9 protein-coding genes are annotated in these 18,283 nt (G+C 73.0%); 6 read left to right on the top strand and 3 right to left on the bottom strand.

What is annotated here, in order from left to right:
• Nucleotides 1–26 precede the first annotated feature (26 nt).
• Complete coding sequence (locus AB0399_RS11940; protein ID WP_366411162.1) at nucleotides 27–971, bottom strand: zinc-binding dehydrogenase; 945 nt, start codon at nucleotides 969–971, stop codon at nucleotides 27–29.
• Between the two features lie 113 nt (nucleotides 972–1,084).
• On the opposite strand from AB0399_RS11940, the gene AB0399_RS11935 reads away from it, so the two are divergent.
• A complete protein-coding gene (locus AB0399_RS11935; RefSeq protein ID WP_366411161.1) occupies nucleotides 1,085–2,044 on the top strand; it encodes a LysR family transcriptional regulator in 960 nt (319 codons plus the stop codon).
• Between the two features lie 697 nt (nucleotides 2,045–2,741).
• On the opposite strand, the gene AB0399_RS11930 is transcribed toward AB0399_RS11935, so the two are convergent.
• Nucleotides 2,742–3,296 carry a cysteine hydrolase gene (locus AB0399_RS11930; RefSeq protein WP_366411160.1) on the bottom strand — a complete coding sequence of 185 codons (555 nt, stop codon included), beginning with the start codon at nucleotides 3,294–3,296 and terminating at the stop codon, nucleotides 2,742–2,744.
• Nucleotides 3,297–3,478: 182 nt separating this feature from the next.
• Between AB0399_RS11930 and AB0399_RS11925 the strand changes: the two genes are divergently transcribed.
• Complete coding sequence (locus tag AB0399_RS11925) at nucleotides 3,479–5,077, top strand: hypothetical protein (protein WP_366411159.1); 1,599 nt, start codon at nucleotides 3,479–3,481, stop codon at nucleotides 5,075–5,077.
• Here AB0399_RS11925 and AB0399_RS11920 read toward each other — a convergent pair.
• On the bottom strand, nucleotides 5,013–5,789 hold the full coding sequence (locus AB0399_RS11920) for a hypothetical protein (protein ID WP_366411158.1): 777 nt from the start codon (nucleotides 5,787–5,789) through the stop codon (nucleotides 5,013–5,015). The genes AB0399_RS11925 and AB0399_RS11920 overlap by 65 nt on opposite strands.
• A 268-nt stretch (nucleotides 5,790–6,057) precedes the next feature.
• Between AB0399_RS11920 and AB0399_RS11915 the strand changes: the two genes are divergently transcribed.
• The 4 genes from AB0399_RS11915 (at nucleotide 6,058) to AB0399_RS11900 (ending at nucleotide 18,218) form a co-directional block, all read left to right on the top strand.
• Nucleotides 6,058–6,711 carry a response regulator transcription factor gene (locus tag AB0399_RS11915; protein WP_329372603.1) on the top strand — a complete coding sequence of 218 codons (654 nt, stop codon included), beginning with the start codon at nucleotides 6,058–6,060 and terminating at the stop codon, nucleotides 6,709–6,711.
• A 174-nt stretch (nucleotides 6,712–6,885) separates the two neighbouring features.
• Nucleotides 6,886–7,539, top strand: a complete 654-nt coding sequence (locus tag AB0399_RS11910) for a response regulator transcription factor (protein ID WP_366411157.1) — start codon at nucleotides 6,886–6,888, stop codon at nucleotides 7,537–7,539.
• Nucleotide 7,540: 1 nt separating this feature from the next.
• Nucleotides 7,541–8,884 (top strand): HAMP domain-containing sensor histidine kinase, encoded by a 1,344-nt coding sequence (locus tag AB0399_RS11905; protein WP_366411156.1) that lies wholly within the window; start codon nucleotides 7,541–7,543, stop codon nucleotides 8,882–8,884.
• Between the two features lie 220 nt (nucleotides 8,885–9,104).
• Complete coding sequence (locus AB0399_RS11900; protein WP_366411155.1) at nucleotides 9,105–18,218, top strand: amino acid adenylation domain-containing protein; 9,114 nt, start codon at nucleotides 9,105–9,107, stop codon at nucleotides 18,216–18,218.
• Nucleotides 18,219–18,283 lie beyond the last annotated feature (65 nt).

The following is an 18,283-nucleotide window of genomic DNA, read 5'->3' as shown; positions in this document are numbered from 1 at the left end:
GTACCGGACGTTGGGGATGCGGATGTTCAGGAGAGGGTGAGCACGGCCTTGCCGCGGATGCGGCGGTCGCGCAGGTCGGTGAGGGTGGTCGCGGTGTCGGTCCAGTCCGCGACGCGGCCGATCTCGGGGTGCAGTCGGCCCTCGGCGGTCAGCCGGACGAGCGCCGCCAGGTCGTCGCCGAGGGCGGTGTCCGCGTCGAGGTAGTGGAAGTGGCGGATGACGGCCGACTCGGGACCGTCGAAGAAGGCGAAGAAGTCGAGCGTCACCGGGGTCCGGCTGGCCTGCCCGAACCAGATGAGCGTGCCCCGCCTCGCGAGCCGCGCGAGGGCGACGGGAAGGGCCGCACCGCCGGTCGACTCCAGCACGAGGTCGTACGGTCCGCGTGCGTCGGCCGGGTGGTGGACGATCTCGGCCGCACCGAGTGCGGTGAGCCTGGCCCCGCGTTCCGCGTCCCGGGTCACTGCGGTGACTTCCGCCCCGGCGGCGGCGGCGAGTTCGGTCACGTAGTGCCCGACGCCCCCCGACGCGCCGGTCAGCAGCACGCGCCGCCCCAGCACGGGCCCGGCCGTACGCAGCAGCCGCAGCGCGGTGAGCCCGGCGAGCGGCAGCGCCGCGCCCTGGAGCGCGGAGACGCCGTCCGGCAGGACCGCGAGGGCGTGGGTCGGCACCGCGGCGAACTCCGCCCAGCCGCCCGCCATGGGGTGGCCGACGACGCGCGTGATGCCGGCCGGCCCGCTCCCGTCGGCGGCCGGCTGGACCACGAGCCCGGCGATGTCCTTGCCGGGCCGATCGGCGGGCCGTGCGCCGGGCCGTTCGGCGTCCACGGGCGCTTCGAGCTTGAACGTCTCACCCCGGTTGACCGAGAACGCCTCCACCCGCACCAGCGCCTCGTCGGCGCGCGGCGTGGGCTCGGGGACGTCGGCGAGCACGACCGGTTCGGCCGGATCTCCGGTCGGTACGAGCGCTTTCATGGTGTCTGCCTCCTTGGCTGCGGCTGAACACATCTCACCGCTCGCGCCGTGGGCCGGGCCAACAACGCGGCGCCCCGACCGACAACGCGCGGTTGTCGGATAAGGTCAGCGGCATGGACCTTGACCTCGCCCTGGTCCGTGCGTTCGTCGCGACCGCCGAGACGCTGCACTTCGGGCGCGCTGCCGAGCAGCTGAACACCAGCCAGCAGGCGCTGTCGAAACGCGTCGCGCGCCTGGAGTCGCTGCTCGCCGTCCGCCTCTTCGAACGGCAGGGCGGCACGCGGTTGACCGAAGCCGGCGAGCGGTTCGCGCCCGCAGCGCGGGAGGCCCTCGCGGCGGGGGAGCGCGCGGTCGCGGCGGCGCTGGGCGCCGGGCCGGTGGTACGGATCGACGTGTGGGGCCATCTCTTCGCGCCGATGCGCACCGTCGCGCAGGCCGTGGAAGCGCTCGGCTCGGTGCGTTTGGAGCCCGGCCCGGCCCGTGACTGGCCGTCGGTCGCGGAGGCGCTCCTGCGCGGTGACACCGACCTGGGTTTCGGCCGGGTGCACCCGCTGCCCGGCGGCCGCGACAAGGGACTGGCCCAGCGGCTCGTCCGCCTGGAGCCGGTCGACGCGGTGGTCAGCGCGGACCACGCGCTGGCCGGCGCGGCCGAACTGCGCCCGGCCGACCTGCGCGACAGCACCCTGTGGTGCCCGGCCGAGCTGACCCGTCTGGACTTCCTGCGGCGCTTCGCCGACGAGTTCGGGCTCACCCGGCGCCAGGACGGTCCCAACCTGGGCCTGGACCACCTCGTCCAGCACGTACGCGGCGACGCCACATGCTTCACGCTCTTCCCCAGCGACGCGCCGCTTCCCGACCACGCGGATCTGCGCTCGATCCCGCTCACCGCACCGACCCCGCTCTACGCGTGGTCGCTCGCCTGGCGCGAGTCCCACCGCCACGCGCGGCTCGACGCCCTGCTGCGCGGTTTCACCGAGGCGGGCCGCGCCCGGCGCTGGCTGGACTACGCCCCCGAGCGGGACTGGCTGCCGGACGCCGACCACGCGAAACTCGCGGTTCCGGTCGGGGACTGACCCGGGCGGCCCGCCTCTGGAAGCCCGCGGCGAGCCGCGCGACGAACGCGCCCAAGTGCCCGCCGATCGCGGGCGTTCCCCGCCCGACGATCATCCCGCGGCGGGTTCCCGGCGTATCGGGATCGGCGCAACGCTCGTGCCGCGCAGCGGCGTCGCTACGGCGCCGGGAACCTCGCGCCCCAGGGCTCCTCCTCGATGAGCAACCCGTTGGCCAGGTAGCTGATGGTTCGGTACCAGCCGGTGAGCACGAGGAGTTCGAGCAGTTGGGCGTCCTCGTAGTGGACGCGCAGAGCGTCCCACGCGGGCTGCGAGAGCCGGGCCGTGTCGTGCAGTTCGTCGACGGCGTGGAGGAGTGCCGCGTGGCGCGGCTGCCACGCGGAAGACAGCGGCGTACGGCGCTCGGCGGTCGCCCGGAGCTGTTCCGGGCTGAGGCCGGCCCGCTGCGCGAGGGTCGCGGCGTGCCCGCCCCACTCGTAGGCGCCGCCACGTCAGGTGAGTCTGGGCCGAAGTGATCGCGGAACGGCCGGTGCGAGCGCGGTGCGGCGTCGGCGCCATCCTGGCAAGTCCCGCTCGCCGGCCGGCCGCCACTGTGGACGGCGGTGCGGGCGGGAACGCCCGGGCCCTGCGGCCTTCAACGCGCCACCGCCCACCGTGCGCGAACTCGTCTGGCCTGTCCGGCACTTGGCGCCGTACGGGCTCAGCCTCGCGGTCCGCTCCACTCGGCGCAGGAGACGACCTCGAACCCCCGGCTCGGAAAGACGGCGTCCATGAAGAAGTCGTGCATCGCCGTGTCGCCGTCGGCGCAACCGTCGCGCAGCACGGTCACGCCGTAGCCGCGGTCCGCCGCGTCGTAGCAGGTCGCGGCCACCATCGCGCTGGTCGCGACGCCGGCGATCGCGAGCGTGTCGACGCCGCCGGCGCGGAGGACGAGGTCGAGGTCCGTGCCGGCGAACGCGCTGGCGCGCCGTTTCACCACGACGACGTCCTGCTCGGAGACCGGCAGGGCGATCGCGGTCCCGGCCGATCCCTCGTGGAAGGTGTCGCCGGCTTCGTGGAACGACCTGAACAGCGCGTTGCCCGGCGGCAGATCGGCCCCGTTGGCGCGGATGGCGAAGTGCACGAACACCACGAGGGCGCCGGCCGCGCGGGCGCGCGGGATCAGTTCGGTGAGCGGCGGCACGACGCGTCGGGCGAACGGGTAACTGCCGGTGATGCCCTGCTGGACGTCGCCGATGATCAGTGCGGTGGCCATGGCAGGCTCTCGTCCAGCCCTTCCGGGTAGCGCTCCGTGGTCAGCACGACGGCCGTGCCGGTGCGGCCCGATCATACGATGGCCGGCGGCGGCTGGGTGGAATGTTTTCCCGCTGCTCCTTCTCCGTTCGTCTTGCCCGGCTACTCTCCCCACGCCCCGTCAGGCACACGAGAGGCACGTCGATGAGCACCCCGGTCCACCGCACACCAGCACGTCCGCCCGGGGTGGGCCTGACGGCGAGCCGGCAGCGCCAGGATCGGAGCCGGGCGGGGAGCCTGTCCGGCAACCCGGCGGAACGCGCCCTGCTCGCGGTGCAGTCCAGCGCGGGCAACCGGGCCGCGGCCGCGATGGTGCAGCGCGCCAGGGGCACGGCGCAGGGGGAGGCGCCGGAGCGGGCGCCGGCGCGGGCGCCGGAGAACCGCAACGCGTCGGCCGGAGCGCAGAGTTATCGCGACCGGATCGCCGCCGTCCTCGACCGCCTGAAGAAGAACTTCGAACTCGTCGACACCTTCGTCAAGGGCGTCCAGGTCCCCGCCAACGCGGGCTTCTCCCAGCACGCCTCCGCCACGGTCAACGACAGCCTCAAACACGCCGCCGCCTCCTCGGGGGGCGCCGCCGGCTCGGAAAGCCTGGTCGCGGAGACCGTCGGGGCCATGCTCGGCGGCGTGGAGGCGGCCAAGGCCAAGAAGGACGCCGACAAGCACAAGAGCGGGGCCGCCTTCCACGGGGCGCACAAGAAGTTCACCTCCAAGACGGCCGAGGCGGTCGTCAGCGCCACCAGCGCGGGGACCAACGCCCTCAGTGTCGCCAAGGAGTTGACCAAGGCCGCGAAGGCGGCACACGTCATGGAAGCGGGCGAGGCGAGCGGGATCGGCTCCAGCGTCACCGGCGCGGTGAAGGGAGCGCGCGCCGCGCGCCGCTTCGGGCTGACGGCCCGCAAGTACCGTGCCCTGGACGGCCTGGAGAAGCCCGACCGCACCGACGAGGGGGCGCTGGCCCGGCTGAACCAGGCGAAGCAGAACGCCGAATGGGCCGCGGCCGAGGCGTACGTCGCGCTGGATGCCCACTGGGACCATGAAGGCGAGGACCGGCTGGAGCGGGTCTCCGACGCCATCGACGCGGCCTGGGCGGCGATGGGCCAGGCCCGGGACGCCGCCAGGGACGTCCGGCGGGCCGAAGACGTGAACACGATGAACACGGTGCTCACGTACGCGCTCGGCAAGCAGCGCAACAAGATGGGCAAGCAGGCGCTCACCGCCGTCGGCGAGTCCACCAAGGCCGCGGGCGGCGTGGTGACGGCGATCGCCGCCACCGCGGGAGGCGCCGGACTGGCGAGCAACCCGGTCGGCTGGGGCCTTGCCGCGGGCGCCGCCGGCCTCATCCTCGGCGTCACCGCCTACAAGGCCGGCCGCGCGGGCAAGAAGCGCTACGACGGGGCCCGCCACCCCGAACGCTGGGCGGCGGAGGGCGAGACCACCGCGGAGCCCGCCACCCGCGAGGACGCGCTGAAGGAGGCCCTGAAGTTCTGGAAGAAGGTGGCGAACGGCGAACGCCAGGCCATGGCGCGCAAGATCCACGCGTTGGCGGCGGGGCCGGACATCAAGGGGAGCGGCGACACCACGGCCGAGATGCGGGACTCGGCCAGGGCACTCCTCATCGCCCTCAAGGCGGGCCCGACCCACCAACGGCTGACTCCCGAGGAATGGACGAACTCCCTCAACGACCCGACGAAGACGGCCGCGTGGGTGAAGGAGATAGCGGAACAACTCTCCTCGGCGTGACCGGCGTGACCGGCGTGCTCGGGGTGCTCGGGGTGCTCGGCGTGCTCGGGGTGCCCGGCGTGACCGGGGTGGTCAACGCGCCCACCTCTCCCACGAAGTGCCCCGACGGCCCGCCCGCGCACCGCCAGCGCGCGCTGCCGTCCGCCGCTGCCGGGCGTACGCCCAGGCCGTGTTCGCGGCAGACCGGCCAGACCAGCCGGAACCGGGCGGCCACCTCGTCCTGTACCTCCGCCGCGACCTCGACCAGGGCGTGGACCGGATCGTCTCCCGCCGAAGGGGCCAGGCCGTTGCCCGTGCTCAGCAGCGTGCCGTCGCCCAGCGCGAGCAGCGCGCGCGGGCCGGCCTCGTCCACCTGCACGAGGTGCAGGCCGTCGACGACCGTGCAGCCGGCGAAGTCCGCCGCCACTTTCTCCACCGCCCGTTCCAGGACGGGCAGCCGCTCGGGGGCGAGCGCGAACCCCGGGTCGAAGCCGCAGACCCGGAGCAGCTCCGCCGCCAGCCGGGCCATCTCCGGCGCGGGGACCTGCGCCGGATCGCGCGTGACGAGCTCGCGGACGACGTCGGCGTCGTGCCCCCAGTCGAGCAGCAGGCAGGCCAGTCGCACGGCCTCGGCGTCCACCCGGCTGCCGGACCGCAGGCCGCGGTGAATCCGGGCACTCCATTCCTCGACGCTCCGCAGGGCCGCCGCCGAGGAGTCGCCTTCTCCGACCACAGGTGGGCCCCCTTCGATGTGTTGCCGCCGCCGTGAGAGCACTCCGGACCCATCATCGGTCGCGCCACGCACGAGTGTTCGCTCTTCCGTTGCCGGAGACATCCTGGCAGGTCATGCCTGGCCTCGGGCGTCTCGCGTCTCGACGTTGCGGCGCCGCCGGCGGCAGGTCTGCCTCCCACCGCCGTAGGGGCGATGTCCTGCACGCCCCCGGCGGGGCCCCGCGTCGCCTGTTACCGCCGTGTGATGCTCCGCCTGAGAAGGTGGGGATATGCGGGTACTGATCGTGGAAGACCACAGGGATCTCGCGGAGAGCGTCGCGAGGGGGTTGCGCCGGAACGCCATGGACGTGGAGCTGGCGCACGACGGGGAGCTGGGGCTGAGCCGCGCCTCCTCGGGCGCGTACGACGTCATCGTCCTGGACCGCGACCTGCCGCTCGTGCACGGCGACGAGATCTGCCAGGCACTCGTCCGGCAGCGCAGCCCGTCGCGCGTCCTGATGCTCACCGCCTCCGGCTCCATCGCCGACCGCGTCGACGGCCTGGACCTGGGCGCCGACGACTACCTGGCCAAGCCGTTCTCCCTCGCCGAACTCATCGCCCGCGTGCAGTCCCTGGGCAGACGCGACCAGCCCGCCGTGCCCCCGGTCCTCACCCGCGGCGACATCGCACTCGACCCCGCCCGCCGCACGGCGCTGCGCGGCGGGCGCAAGCTGGACCTGTCACCGAAGGAAATGGCCGTACTCGAGGTGCTGCTCGCCGCCGGCGGCTCCGTCGTCTCCGCCGAGGAACTGCTGGAGCGTGCCTGGGACCGGGACGCCGACCCGTTCAGCAACACCGTGAAGGTCACCGTCAGCCGACTGCGCCGCAAGCTCGGGGACCCGCCGGTCATCGAGACGCTGCCGCACGCCGGATACCGCATCTGAGCCGCCCGGCCGGAGAGGAGCCGCCCGGCCGGACCCGGGCCACGCGGCGGGGTCGCGGAGCCGGGTGCTGTTGCCAGGCGCGGGCCGGTGCGCCAGCCTGTGAACGCAGTAACCGGGGTGTGACCCGGGGTGGGGGACCCTGCCGTCGGTGACCCGTGTCTCGTAGGGGGAACGATGAGAGTAATGGTGGTGGAGGACCACACGGAACTCGCGGACTCGATCACCAGAGTGCTCCGCCGCGAGGGCTTCGCCGTCGACACCGCCTACGACGGCAGGACCGCGCTCGACCTCGTCCTGGAGGCCGACTACGACGTCGTCATCCTCGACCGCGACCTCCCCGACGTGCACGGCGACGAGGTCTGCGCCGAACTCGCCGCCGACGGCATCCGTACCAAGGTGCTCATGCTCACCGCCTCCGCCACCATCGCCGACCGTGTCGAGGGCCTCAGCCTGGGCGCCGACGACTACCTCGCCAAGCCCTTCGCCTGGGCCGAACTCCTCGCCCGCACCCGCGCCCTCAGCCGCCGCGCCCACCCCGTACGGCAGCCCGTGCTCGTCCGCGGCCCCCTGCGGCTCGACCCCGCCCGCCGCACCGCCAGCCACGACGGCACTCAACTACCGCTCACCGCGAAGGAGTTCGGGGTCCTGGAATGCCTGCTCGGCGCGCGCGGCCGCACCGTGACCACCGGCGAACTCCTCGCCAAGGTCTGGGACGAGATCGCCGATCCCGGCACCACCACCGTCAAGGCCACGGTCAACCGGCTCCGGACAAAACTCGTCGACCGCTCCGTGATCCGGACCGTTCCGGGAGAGGGCTACCGGATCTGACATGGCGACCACCCTCCTGACCCGCACCCGCGACCGCCTGCGCCGCTCCGCCGCCGCGACTCGGGCACGCGCCCTGATCCGCGTCCTCACGCCCCGCCGGGTCCGGGTCCGCTTCGCCATGCTCTTCGGGCTGCTGTTCATCGCCTCCGGCGCCGTCCTGCTCAGCATCACCTACCTGCTCGTCAACCACCCCATCCACAGCGTGGTCACCGCCTTCCACGGAGCGCCGGGCAGCCTCCCACCGGTCAGCGCCCCGCCAGGGGGCGCTCCGCAACCCCAGACGGTCATCCCGCTCGGCCCGGGCTCCGCGTCCCCGCCGGCCGTCACCAACTGGCTCGACGACCAGATGCGCAGGCAATCCGCCCAGCTGCACCGCGCCCAGATGCACGACCTCCTCGTGCAGTCCGGAACGGCCCTGGCCATCATGGCGGCGATCTCCATCGTGCTCAGCTGGCTCCTGGCCCGGCGGGTGCTCCGGCCCATGCGCACGCTCAACGCCGGCGTCTGCCGGATCTCCGCCAGCAACGTGCACGAGCGCCTCGCCGTCGAGGGCCCCCGCGACGAGATCAGCGAACTCGCCGACAGCGTCGACGGACTCCTCGAAAGGCTCGAAGCCGCCCTGGAGTCCCACAAGCGCTTCGTCGCCAACGCCGCCCACGAGCTGCGCACCCCGCTCACCGTGGAACGCGCCCTCCTGGAGGAGTCACTCCTCGACCCCGACGCCACCGCCCAGTCCTTCCGGGAGAACTTCGAGCGCCTGCTGCGGATCAGCACCCACCAGGGAGCCCTGCTGGAGTCTCTGCTCACCCTGGCCGTCAGCGAGCGGGGCATGGACCGGACCGAGCCCGTCGACCTGGCCGACGTCACCAAGTCCGTGCTGCTCACCCAGCTGACGGAGACCCAGCGGCGCGGCGTGCGGATCGTGGACCGCACCGAGCCGGCGCCGGTCGCCGGCGACACCGCGCTCCTGGAGCGGCTGGTCGCCAACCTGGTGCACAACGCCGCCTACTACAACGTGCCCGACGGCAGCATGGACATCACCGTCCGGCGGCACGACCGGCGCGCCGTCCTCACGGTCTCCAACACCGGCCCCGAAGTCCCGCAGGACCGCGTGGACCAGCTCTTCGAACCGTTCCAGCGCATGCGCCGCACAGCGGGCGACGGCCACCACGGCCTCGGCCTGTCGATCGTCCGGGCCATCGCCGCGGCCCACGACGCCACCCTCAGCGCCCACGCCAGGCCGGGCGGCGGGCTCGTCATCGAGGTCTCCTTTCCCCTTCCCGTCAAGGGAACGGAACGATACGAGCGTTGGCCGCAGGCGCGCGCCGCGACCGCGTCCAAGTGACCAGGACGGCGGGTTGGACGGAGCCGCCCGATAGGTATCGTTCTGTGTGACCGGACCGGCTGTGAACGGGCTTTGTTCGACGTTCCACCGGGATTTTCGGCACACGGGATGAGATTCTCAACGAGCTTCCCGAGCGGAAGCTCTTTGCCTTGCGTTTCCCACGAAATGGTGCTTGGGCAGCCGCATGCCCATGAAGTGGGAATACGGATCGGGGGTAGGCATGAGCGAGCGAATCGATGGCGGTATCTCCCTGTCCGACGGCCAGGAGGGCATCTGGCACGCGCAGCGCCTGGGGGGCCCGCGCGCGCTCTACAGCGTCGGGCAGGCCGTGCAGATCACGGGTGCCCTGGACGTGCCCGCCTTCGAGGCCGCGCTGCGCCGGACGGTCGAGGAGACGGAGATCCTCGGCGTGCGATTCGCCGAGGACGCGGTCGGCGGGGTGCGCGCCGTGCCGCACGCCGCCCGGCCATGGACCTTGCGCATCGAGGAACCGGACGAAGACGGCGACGACCGGCGGGCGTGGACCGAGACCCGGATGCGCCAGGAACTCGCCGGCGTGGAGAACCCGCTCGGAGCGCGCCTTTTCTCTTTCGTGCTCTTCAGAATCGATTCCCACCGGCACTGCTGGTTCCAGGGCTACAACCACCTGCTGCTCGACGGTCACGGGTGCACGCTGATGGCACGCCGGGTCGCCGAGGTGTATTCGGCGTCCGTCGCGGGCGGTGCGTACCAGAATTCCGAAAGCATCTCGTTGAGCAAGGCGCTTGACGAGGAGGCGAGGTATCGGAACTCGGCCGAATTCGAGGACGATCGGCGCTATCTGTACGACCGATTCTCGGATCGGCCGGAGATGGCGGAAAGCTCCCGCCTTTCCGGCGTCTCCGGGTTTCCACGGGGCGGTGAAGCCGGCACCGGAGGCGGGGCAGTACTGCGGGAGACGGGTGGCCTGACCCCCGCCGCGGTCGACGCGCTGCGCGCCGCGGCCGGCGGGTCCGGCCTGCGGACGTCCCGGCTGCTGGTCGCCGCCGCCGGCGCCTACGTCAGCGGCATGGCCGGGTCGGCGGAAGCGTTGCTCAGCCTGCCCCTGACCGGCCGCGTGGGCGAGGCGGATCTGCGCGCCCGCATGACCAGGGCGAACATGCTGCCCCTGCGGTTCCCGGTGCCGGCCGCGGCGAACCTGATCGACCTCGCCCGGACGGCCGACGCGGCCGTCGGCGAACTGCTCCGGCACCAGCGGTACCGCGGCGAGTGGCTGCGCCGGGAGTTGGGCTGGCCGGAAGGCGACCGCTGGCACTTCGGGCCGTACGTGAACATCCTGCCGCGGACCGGGGAACTCGCCTTCGGTGACTGCCGGGGCGTGGCACGGGACGTGTCCACCCGGCTGGTCGAGGACTTCGGGGTGCTGGTCGACCGGACGGGCTCGGGGATCGACATCACCGTAGAGGCGAACGCGGCGCTCTACGACCGGGCGTGGGTGCGGGGGGTCCGTCGATCGCTGGTCGGCTTCGTCGAGCGCGCGGTCGGCGACCCGACGGTGCCGGTGCGGCGGATCGGAGTGCTGGGGGACGACGAGCGTGCCCTGGTGGTGAGCGGATGGAATGCCACGGCGCGGGAGGTGGACGCGTCGACGGTGGTGGAGCGGTTCCGGGGGTGGGCGGTTGAGACTCCGGATGCGGTCGCGGTGTGGTGTGGGGGTCGGGGGTTGTCGTATGCGGAGGTGGATGGGCGGTCCGATGCCTTGGCGCGGGGGTTGGTGGCGCGGGGTGTGGGTGGTGAGTCGCGGGTGGGGCTGTGCCTTCCGCGCGGGGTGGAGATGGTGGTGGCGATGTTGGGGGTGTGGAAGGCGGGTGGGGCGTATGTGCCGTTGGACCCGGAGTATCCGTCGGAGCGGTTGGCGTTCATGGTCGCTGACAGCGGCGCTGAGTTGGTCCTTGTCGCGGATGAGACGGCGGACCGCCTTCCTGGGGATGTCGAGAGGGTCCTGCTCGACGATCTGGAGAGCGGAGTGGGGGAGTTGCCGGTAGTTGCTCCTGACCAGTTGGCGTACGTGATCTATACGTCGGGGTCGACGGGGCGGCCGAAGGGTGTGGGGGTGACGCATGCGTCGGTGGCGAATTTGGCGTCGGCGATGCGTCCTGTTCTTGGCGTGGAGCCGGGTGTGGTGGCGTTGCAGTTCGCGTCGTTCAGTTTTGACGCGGCGGTGCTGGATGTGGCGGTCACCCTGGCCGGGGGTGGGGCGTTGGCGATCGCCTCGTCCGAGGAGCGGCTGGACGCTACGCAGCTGGCGCGGATGGTGGGTGCGTCGGGTGTCGAAGTGGCGAGTGTGGTGCCGTCGTTGTTGGGGGTGTTGGAGCCGGAGGCGGTTCCCGGGGTGGCCAATTGGGTGTTGGGTGCGGAGCGGTTGGAGGCCGGCCTGGCGGCGAGGTGGCGGGCGGGGGGCCGGCTGTGGAACACCTACGGTCCGACCGAGGCCACCGTCATCACCACGGCCGTTTTGTTGGAGGAGGGCATCACCGGTCAGGACCCGGCGCCGGCGATCGGCCGTCCGTTGCCCAACGTCCGTACCTACGTCCTGGATGCCTTCCTCCGGCCCGTTCCCGTAGGCGTGGTGGGCGAGTTGTACATCGCGGGCGAGGGTCTGGCTCGTGGGTACATCGGGCGGACCGATCTGACGGCGGAACGGTTCGTGGCCTGCCCGTTCGACGACATCAGCGGCGGCGACGGCAGCGACGGCGGCCGGATGTACCGCACCGGGGACCTGGCCCGCTGGACCGCGGACGGCCAACTGGCCTTCGTCGGGCGGGCGGACGAGCAGGTGAAGATCCGCGGCTTCCGCGTCGAGCTCGGCGAGGTCGAGGCCGTCCTGGCCGCCCACCCGCGGGTCGAGCAGGCCGTGGTGGTGGTGCGGGACGGGCGGGTGGTCGGCTACACCGTCGGCGATGCGGACGGGCCGGACGTGCGGGCCTTCGCCGCCACGCGGTTGCCGGAGTACATGGTTCCGTCGGTGGTCATCGCGCTGGAAGCGCTCCCGTTGACCGTCAACGGCAAGATCGACCGTCCCGCCCTGCCCGCGCCCGACCTCGGGTCCGCCGATGCGCACGCCCCGTCGAGCGGCGCCGAGCAGACGCTGCGTGCGCTGTTCGCGGAGGTGCTGGGCGTGGAGGCGGCTGCGGTCGGAGCCGGGGACAGCTTCTTCGAGCTGGGCGGCGACTCGATCACCGCGATGCTGGTGGTGTCGCGGGCCCGCCGCGCGGGTCTGGTCGTCGGGGCCCGCCAGGTGCACGAGTTACGGACGCCGGCAAGGCTGGCCGCCGTGGCGACGCCGGTCGACGGGACGGCTGACGGCGCGCGCCCGGCGGACACCGCCGCTGGTGAGGTGCCGCTGACACCGGTGATGCGGGAAGTACTGGACCGGGTCGGTGCCGGCAGCGTGCGCGCCGTCGTGCAGTCGGTGGTGGTGGAGGCCCCTGCGGGACTGGACGAGGCGGCGCTGCGGGCGGCGGTCGCGGCCCTGGTGGAGCGCCATGAGGTGCTGGGAGCACGGTTGGTGGTGGAGCCCGGGCTGCTGATGGTGCCGGAGGCGGGCGACGCGGTGTCGGTCGACGGGCTGGTGGCGCGCGTCGATGCCGCGGGAGCGCACCACCCGGACCCGGCGGCATTGGTGGCCCTGGTGGACGCGGAGATCGACGCGGCGGTGGTACGCCTGGACCCTGCGGCCGGGGTGATGCTGCAGGTGGTGTGGCTGGACGCGGGGCCGGAGGCACCTGGGCGGCTGGTCGTGGTGGCCGACCACCTGGTCGTCGACGCGGTGTCCTGGCAGGTGCTCCTGCCGGACCTGTGGTCCGCGTACCACGCACTCGCCGCTGGACACGCCGTGGAGTTGGACCCCGTACCGGTGCCGTTCCGGGCGTGGGCCCGGGAGTTGGCGGTGGAGGCGGGGCGCCCGGAGCGGGTGGCCGAGCTGGGGGCGTGGCGGGCGGTGCTGGCGGGCGACGGCCCGGACCCGCTGCTGACGGACGCCGCACTGGACCCCGGTGTGGATGTGGGTGCGACAGTTCGCGAGGTGGCCGTGACCGTACCGGCGGAGATCACGGCGGCGCTGCTGACAGCGGTCCCGGCGGCGTACCACGCGGGAGTGGACGAGGTGTTGCTGGCGGGGCTGGCGGGGGCGGTCGGCGAGTGGGCCGGCGTGGGCGGGTTCCTGGTGGACGTCGAGGGACACGGCCGGGTGCCGCTGGCCGAGGGGATGGACCTGTCGCGGACGGTGGGGTGGTTCACCGCCTCGCGTCCGGTACGGCTGAGCACGGACGGCGACACGTCGGTGCGGCGGGCGAAGGAACAGGTGCGGGCCGTCCCGGGTGACGGCCTCGGTTACGGGCTGCTGCGGCACGTCAACCCGGACACGGCCGAAGAACTGGCGGCCCTTCCCTCGGCCCAGGTCGGCTTCAACTACCTGGGCCGAGGAGCGGCGACCGAGGGATTCAGGGCCCGGAGCGCCCCCGATGCCCCGCCGATGCACGCCGTGGAACTGCTGGGGTCGGTACGCGACTCAGCGGGCGGTGCGGTGCTGGAGCTGAGAGCGGCGTGCCCGGAACGGCTGATGGGCGAGGACCGGACGCGCGGACTGCTGGCGGCGTGGGCGCGGGTGCTCGCCGAACTGGTGGCGGATGTCGGGGCCGGGGCGGGTGGTCACTCCCCGTCGGACTTCCCGCTGGTCGCGCTGGACCAGGCCGGTGTGGAGGAGATCGAGTCGGCGGTTCCGGAGCTGGTGGACGTCCTTCCCGTCGCGCCGCTCCAGGAGGGCCTGCTGTTCCACTCGCTCTTCGACGACAAGGGTGCGGACGTATACGTCGAGCAGCTGGTCCTGACACTCGACGGCGACGTGGACGGGCCCCGGCTGCACGCGTCGTGGCAGGCGCTGCTCGATCGGCACGCGGCGCTGCGCGCCGGGTTCGTGCAGGTGGCGGGCGCGGCAGGTCCGGTGCAGGTGGTCGTCGGCCGCGCTGTACTGCCATGGCGCGAGGTCGACCTGACGGGGCTGGGCGAGGACGCCGCGGATCGGGTGGGTGCCGAGGAGCGGTCCGCGCGGTTCGACCTCGGCGCGCCGCCACTGCTGCGGGTGGCCCTGATCCGGACCGGCGCCGACCGGGCCCGGCTGGTGGTGACGCTGCACCACCTGTTGCTGGACGGCTGGTCGCTGCCGTTGATGCTGCGCGAGTTGTGGGTGCTCTACGCGGCCGGTGGCCGGGCGGACGGACTTGCCGCGTCCGTGTCGGCGCGGCCGTACTGGACGTGGCTGGCCGGTCGGGACACGGCGGCGGCGCTGGAGGCGTGGCAGGCCGAACTGGCGCCGATCGAGGAGCCGACGCTGGTCGCGCCGACCGAGCCGAGCGCGGCGGCCGCCGTCGTCCTGGACCGGGTGACCGACCGCGCCGGCGCCGAACTGCTCCGCGACCTGGAGCGGGTCGCCCGTGGCGCCGGCGTGACACTCAACACCGTCATCCAGCTGGCCTGGGGGATGGTGCTGGGCCAGCTGACGAGCCGTCGCGAGGTGGTGTTCGGCGCGACGGTGGCAGGGCGCCCGGCGGAACTTCCGGGCATGGAGACGATGCTCGGCCTGTTCATCAACACGCTGCCGGTGCGTGTCGATCTGGACGCGGCCCGTTCGGTGCGCGAGGCGCTCCAGGCCCTCCAGGCGCGGCAGTCGGCGCTCCTCGACCACCAGCACGTGGGGCTGAGCGCGGCCCAGCGGGCAGCCGGTCCCGGCGCGACCTTCGACACGCTGCTCGCCTTCGAGAACTACCCGGGCGACCTCGATGTCCAGCCGGTCGGTGACGAACTGTCGCTCGCGGGCACCGAACTCCGCGAGTCGACCAACTTCGCGCTGGCGCTGGGGGTCACCCCGGCCGACGCCCTTGCGATCCGTCTCGACTACCGGTCCGACGTGTTCGGTCGTCGCGATGCCCTGCGGATGGTTCGCCGCCTGGTGCGGGTGTTGGAGCAGGTGGCGGCCGATCCGCGGGTGCGGTTGGGCGAGATCGAGTTGCTGGAGGAGTCCGAGCGGTCTGCGGTCGTGGAGGAGTGGAATGCCACGGCGCGGCCGTTTGAGTTCGGCACGGTGCTGGACCGTTTCCGTGGGTGGGTGACCGAGACTCCGGACGCGGTGGCGTTGTGGTCGGGGGGTCGGGCGCTGTCGTATGCGGAGGTGGATGCGCGTTCTGATGCTCTGGCGCGGGGGTTGGTGGCGCGGGGTGTGGGTCGGGAGTCGCGGGTGGGGCTGTGCCTTCCGCGCGGGGCGGAGATGGTCGTGGCGATCCTGGGGGTGTGGAAGGCCGGTGGGGCGTATGTGCCGCTGGACCCGGAGTATCCGTCGGAGCGGCTGGTGTTCATGGTGGCCGACAGCGGCGCCGAGTTGGTGTTGGTGACGCCTGAGACCGCTGGTCGGTTGTCGGCGGATGTCGAGACGGTCCTGCTGGATGAGGTGGGGTGTGATGGGGGCGGTCTGCCTGAGGTTGTCTCTGACCAGTTGGCGTATGTGATCTATACGTCGGGGTCGACGGGGCGGCCGAAGGGTGTGGCGGTCGCTCACGCTTCGGTTGCGAATTTGGCGGCGGCGATGCGTCCTGTTCTTGGCGTGGAGCCGGGGGTGGTGGCGTTGCAGTTCGCGTCGTTCAGTTTTGACGCGGCGGTGCTGGATGTGGCGGTCACCCTGGCCGGGGGTGGGGCCTTGGCGGTGGCGTCGTCCGAAGAGCGGCTGGACGGTACGCAGTTGGCGCGGATGGTGGGGGCGGCGGGTGTCGATGTGGCGAGTGTGGTGCCGTCGTTGTTGGGGGTGTTGGAGCCGGAGGCGGTTCCTGGGGTGGGCAATTGGGTGTTGGGTGCGGAGCGGTTGGAGGCCGGCCTGGCGGCGAGGTGGCGTGAGAACGCGCGGGTGTGGAACACGTACGGTCCGACCGAGGCGACCGTCATCTCTACCGCCGTCCTGTTGGAGGAGGGCATCACCGGTCAGGACCCGGCGCCGGCGATCGGTCGTCCGTTGCCCAACGTCCGTACCTACGTCCTCGACGCCTACCTCCGGCCGGTCCCCGTAGGGATCACCGGTGACCTCTACGTCGCCGGGGCCGGCCTGGCTCGTGGGTACATCGGGCGGACCGACCTGACGGCGGAACGGTTCGTCGCGTGCCCGTTCGACGGCGGCGGCGACGGCCGGATGTATCGCACCGGTGACCTGGCCCGCTGGACCGCGGACGGCCAACTGGCGTTCGTGGGAAGGGCGGACGAACAGGTGAAGATCCGCGGCTTCCGCGTCGAACTCGGCGAGGTCGAGGCCGTCCTAGCCGCCCATCCCGGTGTGGCGCGGGCGGTGGTGCTGGCGCACGGCGGTCGGCTGACCGGGTACGTCGTCGGAGCGGTGGACGCGAACATGGACGCGGACGCCGTACGGGCCCACGCGGCGACGAGACTGCCGGAGTACATGGTCCCGTCGGCGGTGGTGGTGCTGGACGCCTTCCCGCTGACCGTCAACGGCAAGATCGACCGCGCGGCCCTGCCCGTCCCCGACCTCACGTCCGTTGCCACCCGTGCGCCCGCGACCTCCGCCGAGGAGGCGTTCTGCGCCTTGTTCGCCGAGGTGCTGGGCCTGGAGGAGGCAGGGGTCGGGGACGGGTTCTTCGAGCTGGGCGGCGACTCGATCATGTCGATGCTGCTCGCCTCCCGCGCCCGCCGGGCCGGTTGGGTGGTGACGCCCCGCCAGGTCTTCGAGGAGAAGACCCCGGAGCGGCTCGCGTCGGTGGCGGTCGCGACCGCGCACGCGTCGGAGCAGATCGAGGACGGCGGTGTCGGCGAGGTGCCGTGGACGCCGGTGATGCGGGCCGTGGGCGCGGACGCGCTGCGGCCGCGGTTCGCGCAGTGGATGGCCGTGGGCGCGCCCGCCGGGCTGGGGACGGATGTGCTGGCAGCGGGGCTGGGGGCGGTGCTCGCCGCGCACGGCATGCTCCGGGCCCGGGTCGGGGGTGGGCCGGATGACCCGGTGCTCGTGGTGCCGGAACCCGGCACGGTGGATGCGTCCGGGCGCGTCGTGCGCGTGGACGCCGTCGGTGTCCCCGACGACCGTCTGGACGACGTGACCGCCGGCGCGGCCAGGGACGCGATCGACCGACTGGACCCGGTGGCCGGCGTGATGGTGGTCGCGGTGTGGGTGGACGCCGGCCCGGACCGCGTCGGTCGGGTGGCCCTGGTGGCGCACCACCTGGTGGTCGACGGGGTGTCGTGGCGGGTGCTGATACCGGATCTGCGGGCGGCCTGCGAGGCCGTGGCCGCCGGCCGTGAGCCCGAGAGCGTCCTGCGGGCCGGTGGCACCTCGTTCCGTTCCTGGGCACGGCAGTTGGAGCGCTCGGCGCGGAGCGCGGAGCGGTTGGCGGAGCTGGACGGCTGGGTGGGTCTGCTGTCCGGGGCCGACGCGCGGACCGTGGGCGGGGTCCGTTCCCTCGACCCGGCCCGTGACACCGTCCGGACCCTCTCCCGCCGCGAGTGGACGGTCCCCGCCGACCGCAGCGCCGTCCTGGTCGGCCGTACCCCGGCGCTCTTCCACTGCGGCGTGCACGAGGTGCTGCTGGCAACGCTGGCCGGAGCCGTGGCGCGATGGCGTCCGCACCCCGGCGGCGCCGGACTGCTGGTGGAGGTCGAGGCGCACGGCCGCGAGCCGTTGTCGGAGGGCATGGACGTGTCCCGGACGGTGGGCTGGTTCACCGCGGCGCATCCCCTGCGGCTGGAGGTGTCGGGGCTGGACCTGGCGGATGCCGCGGCCGGCGGTGCCTCCGCCGGCGGGCTGGTCAAGCGGGTGAAGGAGCAGGTGCAGGCGGTGCCCGGGGACGGGCTGGGCCACGGCCTGCTCCGCCGTGCGAATCCGGACACGGCACGGGTGCTGGCGGATCTTCCCACCCCGGAGATCGGCTTCAACTACCTGGGCCGGTTCGCCGCCGCCGGAACGCCCGGAAGCCCGGTCCGCGCCTGGCAGCCGGCCGGGGAGACCGCGATGGTCGGAACGGCGGACCCGGACATGCCGGTGCCGCATGTGCTGGCCGCCGGCGCCGTCGTGGCGGACACCCCGGACGGGCCCCTGCTCACGCTCACGCTGAGCTGGCCCGGAACGCTGCTCGGCGAGAGCCGGGCGGAGCGCCTCGGCCAGACCTGGCTGGAACTGCTGGAGGGCCTTGCCGTCCACACCGCCGATCCGTCGGCCGGCGGCCACACACCCTCCGACTTCGCGCTGCTCGATCTCGACCAGGACGAGATCGAGGCCCTGGAGTCCGAGTTCGCCGACGACCTCAACTGATCCCACCCCTCCCGTCTCCCGACCTCAGCCCCCTGATCCCTCCAGCTTCTGATCCCTCCACCCTC

The organism is Streptomyces sp. NPDC088194 (assembly GCF_040702025.1).
In the GTDB taxonomy this organism is placed as follows: Bacteria; Actinomycetota; Actinomycetes; order Streptomycetales; family Streptomycetaceae; genus Actinacidiphila.
Note: the sequence above shows the minus strand (reverse complement) of the source record. Positions and strands in the feature narration are given on the sequence as shown.

What these genes read in the sequence shown, in the direction of transcription:
- AB0399_RS11940 (WP_366411162.1), bottom strand. Translation starts at nt 971, where the DNA reads ATGAAAGCGCTCGTACCGACCGGAGATCCGGCCGAACCGGTCGTGCTC.
- AB0399_RS11935 (WP_366411161.1), top strand. Translation starts at nt 1,085, where the DNA reads ATGGACCTTGACCTCGCCCTGGTCCGTGCGTTCGTCGCGACCGCCGAG.
- AB0399_RS11930 (WP_366411160.1), bottom strand. Translation starts at nt 3,296, where the DNA reads ATGGCCACCGCACTGATCATCGGCGACGTCCAGCAGGGCATCACCGGC.
- AB0399_RS11925 (WP_366411159.1), top strand. Translation starts at nt 3,479, where the DNA reads ATGAGCACCCCGGTCCACCGCACACCAGCACGTCCGCCCGGGGTGGGC.
- AB0399_RS11915 (WP_329372603.1), top strand. Translation starts at nt 6,058, where the DNA reads ATGCGGGTACTGATCGTGGAAGACCACAGGGATCTCGCGGAGAGCGTC.
- AB0399_RS11910 (WP_366411157.1), top strand. Translation starts at nt 6,886, where the DNA reads ATGAGAGTAATGGTGGTGGAGGACCACACGGAACTCGCGGACTCGATC.
- AB0399_RS11905 (WP_366411156.1), top strand. Translation starts at nt 7,541, where the DNA reads ATGGCGACCACCCTCCTGACCCGCACCCGCGACCGCCTGCGCCGCTCC.
- AB0399_RS11900 (WP_366411155.1), top strand. Translation starts at nt 9,105, where the DNA reads ATGAGCGAGCGAATCGATGGCGGTATCTCCCTGTCCGACGGCCAGGAG.